15 protein-coding genes are annotated in these 16,318 nt (G+C 67.2%); 12 read left to right on the forward strand and 3 right to left on the reverse strand.

The genetic code is table 11. The features are described 5' to 3' along the window. Positions 1–3 precede the first annotated feature (3 nt). The gene (locus OJF58_RS09375; protein ID WP_300783754.1) at positions 4–747 is read right to left on the reverse strand and encodes a metal ABC transporter ATP-binding protein; all 744 of its coding nucleotides are present in this window, start codon (positions 745–747) and stop codon (positions 4–6) included. 231 nt (positions 748–978) lie between these two features. Here OJF58_RS09375 and OJF58_RS09380 point away from each other — a divergent pair, with 231 nt between their 5' ends. From OJF58_RS09380 to OJF58_RS09400, 5 genes are all read left to right on the forward strand, one after another. Beyond that, a complete protein-coding gene (locus OJF58_RS09380; RefSeq protein ID WP_300783755.1) occupies positions 979–1,737 on the forward strand; it encodes a thioredoxin family protein in 759 nt (252 codons plus the stop codon). A 57-nt stretch (positions 1,738–1,794) separates the two neighbouring features. After that, positions 1,795–4,932 carry a helicase-related protein gene (locus tag OJF58_RS09385; protein ID WP_300783756.1) on the forward strand — a complete coding sequence of 1,046 codons (3,138 nt, stop codon included), beginning with the start codon at positions 1,795–1,797 and terminating at the stop codon, positions 4,930–4,932. A 25-nt stretch (positions 4,933–4,957) separates the two neighbouring features. Then, positions 4,958–5,212: an RNA-binding S4 domain-containing protein gene (locus OJF58_RS09390; protein WP_300783757.1), complete on the forward strand. Its 255-nt coding sequence runs from the start codon at positions 4,958–4,960 to the stop codon at positions 5,210–5,212. Positions 5,213–5,277: 65 nt separating this feature from the next. Then, positions 5,278–5,613 (forward strand): ferredoxin FdxA, encoded by a 336-nt coding sequence (gene fdxA, locus OJF58_RS09395; RefSeq protein ID WP_300783758.1) that lies wholly within the window; start codon positions 5,278–5,280, stop codon positions 5,611–5,613. Between the two features lie 289 nt (positions 5,614–5,902). Further along, positions 5,903–6,430, forward strand: coding sequence for a CarD family transcriptional regulator (locus tag OJF58_RS09400; RefSeq protein ID WP_300783759.1), 528 nt, complete (start codon positions 5,903–5,905; stop codon positions 6,428–6,430). A 66-nt stretch (positions 6,431–6,496) separates the two neighbouring features. Here OJF58_RS09400 and OJF58_RS09405 read toward each other — a convergent pair whose 3' ends face one another. Then, positions 6,497–7,903 (reverse strand): M48 family metalloprotease, encoded by a 1,407-nt coding sequence (locus OJF58_RS09405; protein ID WP_300783760.1) that lies wholly within the window; start codon positions 7,901–7,903, stop codon positions 6,497–6,499. 110 nt (positions 7,904–8,013) lie between these two features. Between OJF58_RS09405 and pip the strand changes: the two genes are divergently transcribed. The 6 genes from pip (at position 8,014) to OJF58_RS09435 (ending at position 14,919) form a co-directional block, all read left to right on the forward strand. Then, positions 8,014–9,027 carry a prolyl aminopeptidase gene (gene pip, locus OJF58_RS09410; RefSeq protein ID WP_300783761.1) on the forward strand — a complete coding sequence of 338 codons (1,014 nt, stop codon included), beginning with the start codon at positions 8,014–8,016 and terminating at the stop codon, positions 9,025–9,027. Beyond that, complete coding sequence (locus OJF58_RS09415) at positions 9,024–10,088, forward strand: TauD/TfdA family dioxygenase (protein WP_300783762.1); 1,065 nt, start codon at positions 9,024–9,026, stop codon at positions 10,086–10,088. Before pip ends, OJF58_RS09415 begins: the two co-directional genes overlap by 4 nt. 95 nt (positions 10,089–10,183) lie before the next feature. After that, positions 10,184–10,786: a nucleotide exchange factor GrpE gene (gene grpE, locus OJF58_RS09420; RefSeq protein WP_300783763.1), complete on the forward strand. Its 603-nt coding sequence runs from the start codon at positions 10,184–10,186 to the stop codon at positions 10,784–10,786. A gap of 236 nt (positions 10,787–11,022) precedes the next feature. Further along, positions 11,023–12,963, forward strand: a complete 1,941-nt coding sequence (dnaK, locus tag OJF58_RS09425) for a molecular chaperone DnaK (RefSeq protein WP_300783764.1) — start codon at positions 11,023–11,025, stop codon at positions 12,961–12,963. A gap of 91 nt (positions 12,964–13,054) precedes the next feature. After that, positions 13,055–14,176, forward strand: a complete 1,122-nt coding sequence (dnaJ, locus tag OJF58_RS09430; RefSeq protein WP_300783765.1) for a molecular chaperone DnaJ — start codon at positions 13,055–13,057, stop codon at positions 14,174–14,176. Next, positions 14,176–14,919 carry a hypothetical protein gene (locus OJF58_RS09435; protein ID WP_300783766.1) on the forward strand — a complete coding sequence of 248 codons (744 nt, stop codon included), beginning with the start codon at positions 14,176–14,178 and terminating at the stop codon, positions 14,917–14,919. Before dnaJ ends, OJF58_RS09435 begins: the two co-directional genes overlap by 1 nt. On the opposite strand, the gene OJF58_RS09440 is transcribed toward OJF58_RS09435, so the two are convergent. Continuing rightward, a complete protein-coding gene (locus OJF58_RS09440; protein WP_300783767.1) occupies positions 14,916–15,635 on the reverse strand; it encodes a haloacid dehalogenase type II in 720 nt (239 codons plus the stop codon). The genes OJF58_RS09435 and OJF58_RS09440 overlap by 4 nt on opposite strands. A 63-nt stretch (positions 15,636–15,698) precedes the next feature. On the opposite strand from OJF58_RS09440, the gene OJF58_RS09445 reads away from it, so the two are divergent. Next, positions 15,699–16,292: a DNA-3-methyladenine glycosylase I gene (locus tag OJF58_RS09445; RefSeq protein WP_300783768.1), complete on the forward strand. Its 594-nt coding sequence runs from the start codon at positions 15,699–15,701 to the stop codon at positions 16,290–16,292. Positions 16,293–16,318 lie beyond the last annotated feature (26 nt).

Here is a 16,318-nt window from a genome sequence, read left to right on the forward strand (position 1 = left end):
CGATCACGCGCTCAGCCGCATCGGCACCTCGCAGGCGCCGGCATGCTCGTCCCAGGCCTCGGCCATCGCGCGGGCGCGCCGGAGATTGTCGGCCGACAGCACCTCGGATGTCGGGCCCGCGGCGACCAGCTCGCGCGCCAGCAGGAGGCTGTGCGGAAAGTCCCGCCGCACCTGCTCGAGATCGTGCAGCACGGCAACGACGGTGCGCCTCTCGGCGCGCCAGCGCCGGATGACCTCCATCAGGTCGGCGACCGTCTTGGCGTCGATCGCGGCGAACGGCTCGTCGAGCAGCACGAGATCGCCGTCCTGCAGCAGCAGCCGGGCAAACAGCACGCGCTGGAACTGGCCGACCGAGAGCGTGTCGATCGGCCGGCGCTCGAAGCCCCCAAGGCCGACCGCCTCGATCGCCTGCTCGGCAGCGCGGATGTCCGATCGCCCCGCCGCGGCGAAGCCGCCGAACCGCGCCCAGCGCCCCAGCAATACCGTGTCGAGGACGGAGATCGGGAAGCTGCGATCGATCTCGGCCTGCTGCGGCAGGTAGGCGATGCGCCGGGCGGCGCACTCGATGCGCCCCTCGATTCCTGGCACGAGACCCAGCAAGGCCTTCAGGAGCGTGCTCTTGCCGGCACCGTTCGGGCCGACCAGCGCCGTCATCTCGCCGACCGGGATGTCGACGGAAACGTGATGCACCGCCGGATGGCGGTCATAGCTCACGGTCAGATCGACCAGGCGAAGCGCCGCGCTCATGGGGCCTACACCACCAGCCAGACGCAGAGCCACAGCACCGCCGCGACGGCCAGGGCCGCCGCGACGCGGCTCGCCGCGCTCATCGCCAGCAGGGCCGTGCCGGGAGACGGAGGAAGGTGCATCGGCATTTTGTTATATTATTACCTATGGAGAGTCCAGCCGGCGCTAACCGTTTGTTGATTGGCTCGTGTCCGCGCGCATGCTCATCTTCGCTTCATGTCGATTTTTCGCTTGTCCGGCCGACGCGCGCTCCTTGTCGGCGGCGCATCGCTTGCAGGCGCGGCCTTGCTGACCGGTGAAGGCGGTTCGGCCCCGGCGCGCGAGACCTCTTCCGGTCCGTGGGCCATCGAGCTCTTCACCTCGCAGGGATGCAGCTCTTGTCCCCCCGCCGACCGCCTGCTAGGCGAGCTGGCGCGGCGGTCCGATATCGTGGCGCTCTCCTATCACGTCGACTACTGGGATTACATCGGCTGGAAGGACCGCTTCGCGACACCGGCGACGACGGCGCGCCAGCGCACCTACGCCAACGTCCTGAAGCAACGCTACGTCTATACGCCGGAGATGGTCGTCGACGGCATCGCCCACGATCCCGGCACGGCACTGGGCCCGATCGAGGCGCTTCTGGCCAAGGCGGCCCGCCGCACGCCGCGGCGCGCCACGCCGACATTGTTGCATCCGACCGGCGCGCCACTCACCATCAAGCTTGCGCCGTTCAAGCTCGAGGATGGCCCGGCCGACATCGTCTTCGCAGCCTACGACCGGCGGCGCAGCACGCCGGTACATGCCGGTGAGAACGACGGCCGCACACTCGAGAACTTCAACGTGGTGCGTCACTTCGAGGTCCTGAGCCAGTGGGACGGCACGGCGGCGCAATGGACCGTTCCCGCCGATCGCTTCAAGTCGGACCAGGGGCTGGCGGTGCTGGTCCAGCACGCCGGTCAGGGCCCGATTCTTGGCTGCAACAAGCTCGAGCCGATGGCCACCGGCTGAGCGCCGATTGTCATCCGCGGCCTTGCGTCGACCGCGGACGCGCGCGAAGGTGGCTGCATGTCGCTCAGTAGCGCCGCCGGCCGCCTGACGGCCGTCCTCGGTCCCACCAACACCGGCAAGACCTATCTCGCGATCGAACGCATGCTCGGCCACGAATCGGGCATGATCGGCTTCCCGCTGCGCCTGCTGGCCCGCGAGAATTATGACCGCATGGTGAAGATCAAGGGCCAGTCCCAGGTCGCGCTGATCACCGGCGAGGAGAAGATCACGCCACCCGGTGCCCGCTACTTCGTCTGCACCGTCGAATCGATGCCGGTCGAGCGTACGGTTTCGTTCCTGGCGGTCGACGAAATCCAGATGGCCGCCGACCCCGAGCGTGGCCACTTCTTCACCGACCGGATGCTGCACGCCCGCGGCACGAACGAAACGATGCTGCTGGGCGCCGACACGATCCGGCCAGTGCTGAACCGGTTGCTGCCGGACATCGACGTCGTGGCGCGGCCGCGCTTTTCCAAGCTGAGTTATGTCGGGCCGAAGAAGGCGACGCGCCTGCCGCGCCGTTCCGCCGTGGTCGGCTTTTCGGCGAGCGAAGTCTACGCCATTGCCGAGCTGATCCGCCGCCAGCGCGGCGGCACCGCGATTGTCATGGGTGCGCTCAGCCCACGCACGCGCAACGCCCAGGTCGAGATGTTCCAGTCGGGCGAGGTCGAGTATCTGGTCGCCACCGACGCGATCGGCATGGGCCTCAACATGGACGTGAACCATGTCTGGTTCGCGTCCCTGCGCAAATATGACGGCCGTACGCTGCGCCCGCTGCGCGCGGTCGAGCTGGCGCAAATCGCCGGCCGCGCCGGTCGGCACATGAACGACGGCACGTTCGGCACGACGATCGATGTCGGCGGCCTGGAGCCCGAGACCGTCGAGGCGATCGAGAACCATCGCTTCGATCCGCTGCGCGACGTGCAGTGGCGCAATTCCGATCTCGATTTTCGCTCGGTGCCGGCGCTGCTGTCGACGCTCAATGCACTTCCGCCCCATACCGCCTTGCAGCGCGTTCGCGAGCAAGATGACCAGCTCGCCCTGCAGGCACTCGGGCAGCGGTCGGAGTTTCTGCCGCGCCTGCACGCGCCGGGGCGGGTGAAGCTCCTGTGGGAAGTGTGCCAGGTGCCCGACTTCCGCAAGACCATGACGGAGGAGCACACGCACCTTCTCGGCGAGCTCTTCCGGCATCTGACGCAGGGCGGCGAGCGCCTGCCCGAGGACTGGATCGACGGTCACGTCAAGCGACTGGAGCGTTATGACGGCGACATCGACACGCTGATGGCGCGTATCGCACATGTGCGGACCTGGACCTATATCTCGCACCGCGCCGACTGGATCCAGCGGGCGGCGCACTGGCAGGAACGCGCGCGCGCGATCGAGGACAGACTTTCCGACGTACTACACCAGCGTCTGACGCAAAGGTTTGTCGATAGACGTGCTGCGCTGCTTGTACGAAGATTGCGTGATGAGGGTGAAATGACGACGTCGGTCGCCGAAGCAGGCGAGGTCATTGTCGAGGGCGAGCATCTCGGACGCGTCGAGGGCTTCCGCTTCGTGCCCGACGCGACCGAAGGCCAAGCCGATCAGAAGGCCGTCCTGACCGCGGCGCTGCGGGCGCTGCGCGAGAACCTGCCGGCGCGCCTGCAGGCTTTCACCTCGGCGCCCGATGGCGAGCTGGTCTTCGATTCGCAGTTGCGCGTCTGCTGGGGCGGCGGACCGGTCGCGCGTCTGCTGCCGAGCGGCGACGTGCTCGCGCCCAAGATCGAAGCCCTGCCCTCCGATCTCCTCGACGGCCCGGCGCGCGAGGACGTGCGCAAGCGCGCCGCCACGTGGGTCGAGACCCGCATCCGACTCGGGCTCAGCGAGTTGATGGATGCCCGGGCGACCGCCGAGCTGCCGGCAGGTGCGCGCGGCATTGTCTTCCAGCTCTGCGAGAATCTCGGCGTGCTGCCGCGCCGGCCGATCGAGCAGCAGCTTGCCGAGCTCGGCGACGAGGATCGCCGCGCGCTGGCGCGCCTCGGCGTGCGCATGGGCGTCTACTCGCTCTATTTCCCCAGCATGCTGAAGCCGGTGCCGATCAGGCTGCGCGCCGGACTTTGGATGGTGGCGCACGGGCGCGACACGATCCCGCCGCTGCCGGCCGAGGGACGAACCTCGACCGATCTGCCGCGTGATGCCGAGCGCGACTTCTACGCCGCCATCGGCTACCTGCCGCTCGGCGGCCACGCCATCCGTGCCGACATGGTCGAGCGACTGGCGGCGATGGCGCGCCAGGCGGTGCGCGAAAGCCGGGAGGCGGCACGCCGCGCGCAGCAGGACAAGAAGGCTGCAAGTCCGGGTCCGGCGGCGGCCGGCGAGCCCGCGCCGTCGACCGACGAGATCACCGAATGGGCAATCGTCGCCGCCGCCTTCGGCGAGGCCGAAGCGCGGCCGCCGGCGGCCGAGACTCAGCCGGCACCGGTGCCTGCGCAGCCTGCCGCCGAGGACGAGACGGCGGCAACGCCGACCGAACCGGTAGCGGAAGCCGCTCCGGCAGAGTCCGAGGCGGAGGCCGCGGCGCCGGCCGCGGCCGAAGCGGCCCCGGAAAGCGCCGAAGCCGACAGCGAAGCCGGGACACCGACGAAGGCGGAGCCCGCGCCACTGCCGCCCGGCCACTTCCGGGCGACGCCACAGATGATGTCGCTGGTCGGCTGCTCGGAACCGGAAATGGCCGACGTGATGCGCGCGCTGGGCTATCGCGTCCTGCCACCCGCGGAGGAAGGCGGGCCGCACAGCTTCTCGGTGAAACCGCGCTTCCTGCGCGAGCGCGAAGAGCAGCGCGAACGTCAGCGCCAGCAGCAGCGGCAATACCGCGAGCAGCGCCGTCGCGAACGGCCGGACCGTCCGAACGAGCGGCAGTTCTTCGCCGACAGCCCCGGCCGCGACGGGCCTCGGCGCGACAATGCCAAGCATCAGGGCCCGCGGCCCGATAACGCCAAAGGCGGATCGCGGGACGACCGCCGCGACGAGCGCCCGCGCGGACCGCGTCCACCGCGCCGCGACGCCGGCGGACCGGCCCTGCGGCTTTACGCCACCACCGAGAAGAAGGGCGACAACACCGCCGATTCTCCCTTCGCCAAGTTGCTCGAGCTGAAGCTCGGCGGGAAGAAGTAGCCGTCGCGGCCGCCGGCTTGGTGCAATGCGCCTCGACAAGTGGCTGTGGCAGGCCCGCTTCTTCAAGACCCGATCCTTGGCCACGCGCTATGTCGAAACTTCCCGATGCCGGGTCGACGGACGGGTGACCGACAAGCCGCACGCCGCCGTCGTCCCGGGCATGGTCCTCACCTTCGCCTTGGGATCGCGCGTCCATGTCGTCCGCATCCGCGCCCTCGGCGAGCGCCGTGGACCAGCGCCGGAGGCACGAGCGTTGTATGACGAAATCGAGCCGGACTGATCTGGAGCCTTGCGCCCGCTGCTCGAGCGCGTTAAGCACGCGCCGCTCGTGTCAGGAGCTTGTTGATGACCTATGTGGTTACCGAAGCTTGCATCAAGTGCAAGTACATGGATTGCGTCGAGGTCTGCCCGGTGGACTGCTTCTACGAGGGCGAGAACATGCTGGTCATCAATCCGGACGAATGCATCGACTGCGGCGTGTGTGAGCCGGAGTGTCCGCCGGCGGCAATCGTCCCGGATACCGAGAAGGGGATGGAGCAGTGGCTGGAGCTTAACAGGACCTACTCCACCCAGTGGCCCAACATAACCCGCAAGGGCGAGGCCCCGGCGGACGCCGATGCCTTCAAGGACGAAAAAGGCAAATTCGACAAGTATTTCAGCGACAAGCCGGGCGCGCGCTGACTCGTCGAGCCTTCTCCGGAAGGTCCTTCAAAGCTCTTTTGCCATAGCCATGCAGCTTTCGCATGGGCGAACCGTTGCGAAAATGCAACATAGCACGCGACTCCCGACCAAATTTCTGTTATAAAGCTTTCGTCGGTAGTGGTCCGGGTCCGGTCCGCCACTGGCTCGGTGACCCTATCGGTATCCGAAAACAACTTACCGATACCGGTCATCGGGTCAAGTGCGCAGGGGAGCGTGCGTGGCGGGTCGCGGTATCGCAATCGCGGGGCGAAGAGTGAAGGGAACAGACATGGCCAAGCCGAGGAAGCCGACGGCGAAGGCGAAGGAATTTGCCTTCGAGAAGGGTGATTTTGTCGTCTATCCGACCCATGGCGTGGGTCGCGTGATCGATATCGAGGCGAAAGAGATCGCCGGACACAAGCTCGACCTGTTCGTCATCTCGTTCGAGCAGGAGCGCATGATGCTGCGTGTGCCGGTAGCGAAGGCCAAGATCTCCGGCCTGCGCAAGCTGAGCTCCCGCAAGATCATGGAAAATGCATTGGTGACGCTCAAGGGTCGCAGCCGCGTGAGCCGCGCGATGTGGAACCGCCGCGCCCAGGAGTACGAGGCCAAGATCAACTCGGGCGATCCGGTGTCGATTGCCGAGGTGGTGCGCGACCTGCACCGCAATGCCGGTCAGCCCGACCAGTCGTACAGCGAGCGCCAGATCTACGAGGCCGCGCTCGACCGTCTGGCCCGCGAGCTGGCGGCTGTCGAGCGCATCGACAAGGATCTGGCGACGCAAAAGCTCAACAGCGTGCTGCAAAAGGTCGCGTAGGCGGCGGACCGGCGAATATCGAAGGCGGCGCGGAAGCGCCGCCTTTTTCATGGCTCGTGGCCGGACTCACGGCTGGACGATCTTGATCTGCGCGAGGCGCATCAGCGCCGCCGGACTGTCGACACCGTTCAAGGTCAGCAGCCGCTCCATCTGGTGGTCGCGATAGGGCATACGGGCGGCCAGTGCGGCCGCCGTCGTGCCCGCCGACGAGACCACACGGAGCCGATAGGGCTCGAGGGTCGCCGCCTGCGCATCCGACAGACTGTGGAAGCTCCGGACCGCCGCCGTCATGGCCTCGATGCGCCGGTCGCGGTCGGGGCCATCGCTCAGAAGATTGAAGTAGCAGATGCCCGTGCCGCGGCGCACCAGCACGTACCTGATTTGCGCCAGGCTCGTGTCGGAGCCGCGCGGCTTCGAGCCGATCGCGGCCTCGGCGCCGCCGATCTCCGTGGCCTGGATGTTGGTCGGCGTCGGCTTGAGCTCGTTGCGCATCCAGTCGTCGAGGCGTCCGGGCACCTCCTCGTTGGTGCAGGAGAAGTACAGGAGAGACCGGTCGCGCCCCACGCCCAGCACGCCATCATGCGCGTTGAAGAGGCGAAAATCCGGCAAGGCCGTGAAGGCAAGACGCATCGTCGGATGCAGGAAGGATGGACCGCGGACAAAGCCTTCTTCCGGCGAGTCGTCGACCGACATGCCGTCGACGGCCGCGAGATAGGCTTCGCGACCCGATTTGCCGGGCCGGCGATCCCCCTCGACCGACCGCAGGGACAGCAGGCGCTGGGCCGGGCCGGGGTGGGTCGAGAGAGCGCTCCGGTCGTCGCTTTCCGGCGTCGGCCCCATCAGCTCGTCCTCGAGCCGCGCCTGGAGCTGCAGCTTCTCGATCAGGGTCGTCATGGCATCGCCGCGATAGCCGGCGCGCACGATATAGCTGACCCCCAGGCGGTCCGCCTCGAGTTCCTGATCGCGCGAGTAGCGGCGCAGCGCCAGCAGGCCCTCGTGCGCCACCGACCGGCCGACGGTGACCGAGCCGCTGATCACGGCGGCGTTGATGGCGGCATCGGTGACATCGCGGCGGACCCGTTCGCGCTTGACCGCATGGCCCTTCTCGATATGGCCGAGCTCATGGCCGATCGCCGCGGCGAGCTCGGCCTCGTCGTTGACCAGGGCCAGCAGCCCGCGCGTCACGAACACATAGCCCGGCGAGATCGCATGGGCATTGGGCACCGGATCATCGAGCACGAAGAAGCGGAAAGGTCCCGGGAGGCTGGACTGCTGGGCCACCTGCTGCCCGACACGGCTGACGAAGGCCTGCAAGGTTCGCGAGGTGTAGATCGGCCCGACCTCGCGCTCGATCTGCGGCGGCAGCGTCTCCAGTCCGCTTGCGGAGGACACCTGCGGCGGATTGTGTGCGGTCGAGCAGGCGCTCGCGGCGAAAAGCAGCGCGAGCAGCGCCAGAATACTCCGAAAGACCACTGTTCCTCCTCGGCGCCCGCGCCAACTTAGCCGCTCGGCGGCCGGGCCCGCAATGCGGCAAGGCTGGAACATGAGCCGTCTCTGTGGCAGTGATGCGGTGGGACATTGGCATGCCGCGTTCAGAGACACCGCTTCGCTCCGATCTGTTTCCCGAGCTCTCGCCGTACGCCAGCGGCATGCTGGCGCTCGACGGCCGGCATACGATGTACTGGGAACAGAGCGGCAATCCCGAAGGCGTGCCGGTGGTATTCCTGCACGGCGGCCCCGGTGCCGGCTCGGCACCGGTCCATCGCCGCTTCTTCGATCCGCAATTCTACCGCATCGTCGTCTTCGATCAGCGCGGCTGCGGCCGTTCCATGCCGCTCGGCGACCTGCACGACAACACGACCGCCCATCTGGTCGCCGACATGGAAAAGCTCAGGATCCATCTCGGCATCTCGCGCTGGCTGCTGTTCGGCGGCTCGTGGGGCAGCACGCTGGCGCTCGCCTACGGGCTTGCCCATCCCGACCGCGCCACGGGCTTCATCCTGCGCGGCATCTTCCTCGGCGCGCGCGCCGAGATCGATTGGTTCCTCCACGGCATGCGGACGATCTTTCCCGAGGCCTGGCGCGACTTCGCCGAACACCTGCCCGAGCATGAGCGCGGCGACCTGCTGGGCCACTACTATCGCCGCCTCGTCGACCGCAATCCCGACATCCATCGGCCGGCCGCCCGTGCCTGGAGCCGCTACGAGGCGGCCTGCTCGACTCTCTATCCGACGACCCGCGCACCGTTCGAGGCCGACCATGGCGGCTTCGCGCTCGCGCTGTCGCGCATCGAGGCGCACTACTTCGCGCACGGCACCTTCCTGTCCGAAGGCTGGCCGTGGAGCGATCTCGGCCGCGTGCGGCACCTGCCCTGCACGATCGTCCAGGGCCGCTACGATATCGTCTGTCCGCCGATCACCGCCGACATGCTGGCGCGCCGTTGGCCGGAGGCCCGCTACGTGATCGTGGCCGATGCCGGCCATAGCGCTCTCGAGCCGGGCATCCGGGCCGCGCTCGTGAACGCCACCGAAAGCTTTCGCCTCTCGTTGTCTGACGACGAACTGTTCGCGCCGCGCTTTCCGTGGGAAACGGCGTGAACGAGCCCGCCTTCGATCTGCCGCCGGAGCAGTTGGGCGCCGCGGCCTGGTACGGGCCCGAGATGGCGAAGCGGACCGACTGGCTGATGGCGCTTTCGCCGGCGGAGATCGACGAGATCGAGACCGCGGCCAGGACGCTCGCGGCGCGCGGGACCGACATCGCGGCTATCACCGCAAGCGACTTCCCGCTGCCTATGCTGGCGGCCAGGCTCAAATCACGGGTCGAGGCGGAGGTGCTGAACGGGCGGGGCTTCCTGCTGTTGCGCGGCCTGCCGGTCGAACGCTGGACCATGCGGGAGGCGGCGACGGCCTTCTACGGGCTCGGCGTCCATCTCGGCAGCCCGCGCTCGCAGAACGCCAAGGGCCATGTGCTGGGACATGTCCGCGATCTCGGTCTCGACGTGAAGGACCCGAACGTCCGCATCTACCAGACCCACGAGCGTCAGACCTACCACACCGATTCCTGCGATATCGTCGGTCTGCTGTGCCTCAAGACCGCGAGGTCGGGCGGACTGTCGGCCCTGGTGAGCTCGACCACCATCTTCAACGAAATGCGCCGCCGCCGGCCCGATCTCCTGAGGCTGCTGTTCGAGCCGATCGCCACCGACCGGCGCGGCGAGGTGCCGACCGGGCAGAAACCCTATTTCGAGATTCCGGTTTTCAACTGGCACCGCGGCTTTCTGAGCGCGATCTATCAGCGTCAATATATCGATTCGGCGCAGCGCTTCCCGGACGCGCCGCGCCTCGGGCCGCGGCAGATCGAGGCGCTCGACATGTTCGACGCGCTCGCCAACGATCCGTCGCTGCATTTGTTCATGGAGTTCAAGCCGGGCGATGTGCAGCTCGTGCACAACCACACGCTGCTGCACGACCGGACGGCGTTCGTCGACTGGCCCGAGCCCGAGCGCCGGCGGCACCTGTTGCGCCTGTGGCTCGCCGCCTCGGGCGCGCGGCCACTGCCCGAGATCTTCGCCCAGCGCTACGGCTCGGTCGCGGTCGGCGACAGGGGCGGCATCATCGTTCATGGAACCACGCTGCATGCGCCGCTGGAGGCGATGTGACGAAGCCGTGTTCCGTCACGGGCGGGTTGACCGGGCGCGGCGTGATCCCTAAGTGAAGGCCGCCGAAAGAAACCACTCCAACTAGGGATTAACGTATGGCCAGCGATCCAACCGCGGGCGGCGCCCCGGCTGAGATGCCGGTCGAGAGCGCCGACGACCCCGACATTCAAACCCAGGCGAACGAGCTCGAACGCCGTGCCGAGCAGCTCCAAACGGAGAATGCCGAGCTGCAGGACAAATACCTGCGCGCCGTGGCCGAGGCGCAGAACGTGCGCCGCCGTGCCCAGCAGGAAGTCGAGAAGGAACGCAAGTTCGGCATCGAGCGCTTCGCCAAGGACGTGCTTTCCGTGGCCGACAACCTCGGCCGCGCGCTGTCGGCCCTGCCGGCCGACACGCTCGATCCGTCGCTGGCCAACATCGCCGCCGGCGTCAAGGCCACCGAGCGCGAGCTGCTGTCGGTCCTGGAACGCCATGGCGTGACGCGCGTCGAGGCTCTCGGCAAGCCGTTCAACGCCGAATTCCATCAGGCAATGATGGAAATCGAGGATCCCTCGGTGCCGGCCGGCACGGTGGTGCAGGAGCTGGTTCCTGGCTATCTCATTGCAGGCCGTCTGCTGCGGGCGGCGATGGTCGGCGTCTCCAAGGGCGGTCCGATGCGAACGGCCGACGCCGGCAGCAAAGCCAACAACGAGAACTGAGCGGTACGCGCCCCGATCCCGGCCGATGCGGCCGGAATCCGATCTGGTCGCGCATTTGCCTCAGGGCGTTCCGCTATTTTCGCCGCTTTTCGGGCTCCCGAACCATTGCAGGCACGCTTATAGGCCCTATATAGCCCCTGTCCTGACCCGGGTTTTCCGGCAGGTAACAATCGTACGGGGATCTGGCCGGCGCCCCCTTGGGGCCGGAGCGATCCGCCGAGCAAGAGAGTGGGAACATGGCGAAAGTCATCGGTATCGACCTGGGTACGACCAACTCGTGCGTCGCGGTCATGGAAGGCGGCGACACCAAGGTCATCGAGAATTCAGAAGGCGCGCGGACGACGCCATCCATGGTCGCGTTCGCCGATTCGGGCGAGCGCCTGGTCGGCCAGTCGGCCAAGCGCCAGGCGGTCACCAATCCGCTGAAGACCCTCTATTCCGTGAAGCGCCTGATCGGTCGTCGCTTCGACGATCCCATGGTGCAGAAGGAAATGGCGCTGGTGCCCTTCAAGATCGTGAAGGCGCAGAACGGCGACGCCTGGGTCGAGGTGGCGGGCCAGCAGTACAGCCCGAGCCAGATCTCGGCCTTCGTGCTGGGCAAGATGAAGGAGACCGCCGAATCCTATCTCGGCGAGAAGGTCGAGCAGGCGGTGATCACCGTCCCGGCGTATTTCAACGACGCCCAGCGCCAGGCGACGAAGGACGCCGGCCGCATCGCCGGCCTCGAGGTGCTGCGCATCATCAACGAGCCGACCGCGGCAGCCCTTGCCTATGGCATGGACAAGCGCAAGAGCGGCACGATCGTGGTCTATGACCTGGGCGGCGGCACCTTCGACGTCTCCATCCTCGAGATCGGCGACGGCGTGTTCGAAGTGAAGGCCACCAATGGCGACACCTTCCTGGGCGGCGAGGACTTCGACCTGCGCGTCATCAGCTATCTCGCCGACGAGTTCAAGAAGGAGCAGGGCATCGACCTGCGCAACGACAAGCTTGCCCTGCAGCGCCTCAAGGAAGCGGCCGAGAAGGCGAAGATCGAGCTCTCCAACTCCAAGGAGACCGAGATCAACCTGCCGTTCATCACTGCCGACGCGAGCGGCCCCAAGCACCTCGTGATCAAGCTCTCGCGCGCCAAGCTTGAGGCCCTGGTCGATGACTTGGTGCAGCGGACGCTCGAGCCCTGCCGCGCCGCGCTCAAGGATGCGGGCCTGCAGGCCGGCCAGATCGACGAGGTCATCCTCGTCGGCGGCCAGACCCGCATGCCCAAGGTCATCGAGACGGTGAAGCAGTTCTTCGGCCGGGAGCCGGCTCGCAACGTCAATCCCGACGAGGTCGTCGCGGTGGGCGCGGCGGTCCAGGCGGCGGTGCTGAAGGGCGAGGTCAAGGACGTCCTGCTGCTCGACGTGACGCCGCTGTCGCTCGGCATCGAGACGCTGGGCGGCGTGTTCACCCGCCTTATCGAGCGCAACACGACCATCCCGACCAAGAAGAGCCAGGTCTTCTCGACGGCCGACGACAATCAGACCGCGGTCACCATCCGCGTGTTCCAGGGCGAGCGCGAGATCGCGTCCCAGAACAAGCTCCTGGGCCAGTTCGACCTCGTGGGAATCCCGCCGGCGCCGCGCGGCGTGCCGCAGGTCGAGGTGACCTTCGACATCGACGCCAACGGCATCGTGCAGGTTTCGGCCAAGGACAAGGCCACCGGCAAGGAGCAGCAGATCCGCATCCAGGCGTCCGGCGGCCTGAGCGAGGCCGACATCCAGAAGATGGTGAAGGATGCCGAGCTGCACGCCGAGGAAGACAAGAAGAAGCGCGAGCTGATCGATGCCCGCAACCAGGGCGAGGCGCTGGTCCATTCCACGGACAAGCACCTCAAGGAGTACGGCGACAAGGTGAGCCCGGCCGAGAAGACCGAGATCGAGGGCGCGCTGGAGAGCCTGAAGACGGCGCTCGCCGGCGAGGATGTCGAGGACATCAAGAACAAGACCAACACGCTTGCCCAGGCGGCGATGAAGCTGGGCGAGGCGATGTACAAGGCCCAGCAGGCCGAAGCCGGGGCGGCGGGGACAGCCTCGGGCGGGGCCGGTGCCGGGGCGGCGAACGAGGGCCAGGGCGAGAAGGTCGTCGACGCCGAGTTCGAGGATGTCACGGACAAGAACAAGAAGACCGGTTCCGGCTGAGCCAGGACCAGGCTGCAGAATCGGCCTCCCGCCTGGCGGGAGGCCGAACTTTATCAGTGGAAGCGACGAACGGGGGGCAGCGTAGCGCGTCATGTCGCAGGACTATTATGAGCTGCTGGGTGTCAGCCGGACCGCGAGTGCCGACGACATCAAGAAGGCTTTCCGCAAGCTCGCCATGCAGCATCACCCGGATCGCAATCCGGGGAGCAAGGAAGCCGAAAAGAAGTTCAAGGACGTCAACCACGCCTATGACATCCTGAAGGATCCCGACAAGCGCGCCGCCTACGACCGCTACGGTCCCGCCGCCTTCGAAGGCGGCGCTCCCGGAGGACCCGGCGGCTTCCAGGGCCAGGGTTTCGATTTCGGCTCGGTCTTCGGCGACATATTCGACGAGATGTTCGGTGCCGGCCGCGGCCGGCCGGGCGGCCCGCGGGCCGACATGCGCGGCCAGGACCTGCGCTTCAATCTCGAGATCACGCTGGAGCAGGCCTATTCGGGCACGGAGGCCACGGTCCGCGTTCCGAGCTCGGTCACCTGCGAGAGCTGCCACGGCAGCGGCGCCGAGCCCGGCTCCAGGCCGCAACAATGCCCGACCTGCCACGGCCGCGGCCGGCTGCGCGCCCAGCAGGGCTTCTTCACCGTCGAGCGGACCTGTCATGCCTGCCACGGCGTCGGCCAGGTGATCGACAAGCCGTGTCGTGCCTGCGCCGGCCAGGGCCGGGTGCGCCGCGAGAAGACGCTGAAGGTCAATATTCCCGCCGGCGTCGAGGACGGCACGCGCATTCGGCTGTCCGGCGAGGGCGAGGCGGGCACGCGCGGCGGGCCGGCCGGCGATCTCTACGTCTTCCTGTCGGTGCGGCGCAATCCGCTGTTCGAGCGCGAGGGCGCCGACATCCATTGCCGCGTGCCCATCTCCATGGTCCAGGCGACGTTGGGCGGCAGCATCGAGGTGCCGACGCTCGACGGCAAGATGGCGCGCATCAACATTCCCGCCGGCGCGCAGGGCGGCCATCAGTTCCGGCTGCGCGGCAGGGGCATGCCGGTCGTCCGCTCCACGCAGCGCGGCGACATGTACATCGAGATCAACGTCGAGACGCCGACCAACCTCACCGCCCGCCAGAAGGAGCTGCTCAAGGAGTTCGAGAAGGCCGGCAAGACGAGCCCCGAATCGGAAGGCTTCTTCAGCAAGGTGAAGGAGATGTTCGGGGGCTGATGTCCGGGACGTTCTTCTCGACCTGGCAGATCGTCCTCTCGATCGTAACTCCTCTCGCGGTCGCGCTCCTGATTCTGACGCTCGAGGCGCGCGGCCCGCTGGCTCCGGCACTGCAGAAGACCACCGGTCTGGTGGCACCCTACTTCACCGCCGTCGCCATCCTGTTCGGTCTCTTCGCCGCCCTGCTGATGAGCGACGTCTGGGAAAAGGACAATGCAGCGCGGCAAAGCGTGGAGATCGAGGACGATTCGCTGCGCGCAGTCATCCAGCTCGCCCGCGTGAACGGCGTCTCGGCAGCCCTCCTGCCGCGGATCAAGGCCTATGTCGCGGCCGCAAGCGGCGAGAACCCCTATCGCGACGGCGCCAGGGAAAAGACCGATGCGGCCTATGAAGCGTTGCTTGCCGTCGCAAGCCATGCCGATGGACTCGACACGACGGCGCGAACGGCTCTGCTGGGTGCACTTACGGAACTGCGCCATGCCCGCGACAGGCGGCTCTATCTGGCGGACGAGGGCACCACCGCCATCAAATGGCTGTCCATCCTGATCCTGGGCGCCCTGACGCAGATCGCCATCATGCTGGTCCATATCGGCAACCGGCGCGCGATCCGGGTCAGCGTCGGCCTGTTCACGGTCGCCTTCACCTTCTGCCTGGTCGTCGTGGCGCTTTTCGATACCCCGTTCGAGCTCGCGCTCGCCCACGAGCCCGGCGCCACGCTGAACCGGACGATCGAGGGTCTTTAGCACCCGATCTTCTTGGCGACCTCGATGATTGAATGGCCGACTGCGTCCCAGTCGCCGTCCGGCGCGAGATCGCTCTTCTGGCCGGGACCGTGCTCCCTCGGACGGTGGACGAAGCCGGTCGCCAGCCCGCATTTCTGCGCGGCCCGCAGATCGCCGTTATGGGCGGCGACCAGCATCACCTGATGCGGCTCCAGATACATCGTCCTCGCCACACCGAGATAGGCCTCGGGATCAGGCTTGTAGTGGTGGAAGGTCTCGCCCGAGAAGCAGTGATCCCACGGTATGCCGCCGTTCTTCGCCATGTTGATCAGCAGAGCGACGTTGCCGTTGCTGAGCGTCGCCACGACGTATTTCTTCTTCATCAGGCCGATGCCTTCGACCGAATCGGGCCAGGGCCGCAGCCTGTGCCAGAGCCGTGTGAATTCCCACGCCGCGGCTTCGCCGGGATGCCCGAGGCCCCGTTTCTTCAGGAGCGTCTCGAACGCTTCCTTGTGCAGCTCGTCGATGTTGGTCCAGGGGATCTCGCCCTTGCGGACGCGATGCATCTGCGGCTGGTAGAGACCGCGCCAGTCGTCGGCGAAGCTCGTCCAGTCGGTGTCGAGACCGTGCTTGCGCCCGAGTGCCGGCAGGTCCTCGATCAGGCTGCCGCGCCAGTCGACGACAGTGCCGAACACATCGAAGATGCAGACCTTGAGGTCGGCGAGATCCTTGGCCATGGGTGGGTCCTCCAGTGAGCGCCGAGTGTGGCGCGGGTGGCGGCGCTTGGGTAGGGTCCGGCCATGGCCTGGAAGCACGATACGATCGCCGGCACCGACGGCAAGCCGCGCTGCGGCTGGGCCACGGCCGATCCGCTTTACGAGAAGTATCACGACGCCGAATGGGGCCGGCCGCTCCGCGACGATCGCGCGCTGTTCGAGCTTCTGACCCTCGAAGGCTGCCAGGCCGGCCTGTCGTGGATCACCGTGCTGCGCAAGCGCGGGCACTACCGCAAGGTCTACGACGGCTTCGATCCGGGAACGATCGCGCGCTACACGCCGGCGAAGCTTGCCCGGCTGCTTGCCGATCCGGGTATCATCCGTCACAAGGGCAAGATCGAAGCCAGCGTCGGCAACGCCAAGGCCTATCTGGCGCTGGTCGAGCGCGAAGGCTCGTTCTCGACGTTTCTCTGGAGCTTCGTCGACGGCAAGCCGAGAAGGAACCATCCGAGGAGCCTGAAGGACGTGCCGGCCCGCTCGGCCGAAAGCGACGCCATGTCGAAGGCCCTGCAGAGGGCCGGCTTCAAGTTCGTCGGCTCGACGATCTGCTACGCCTTCATGCAGGCCTCCGGCATGGTCGACGATCATATCGTCGGCTGCCATCGCCATCGCAGATAGCGGGGGAGTCCTGCACGACCACAGAT

This window comes from Enhydrobacter sp. (assembly GCF_030246845.1).
GTDB lineage: Bacteria > Pseudomonadota > Alphaproteobacteria > Reyranellales > Reyranellaceae > Reyranella.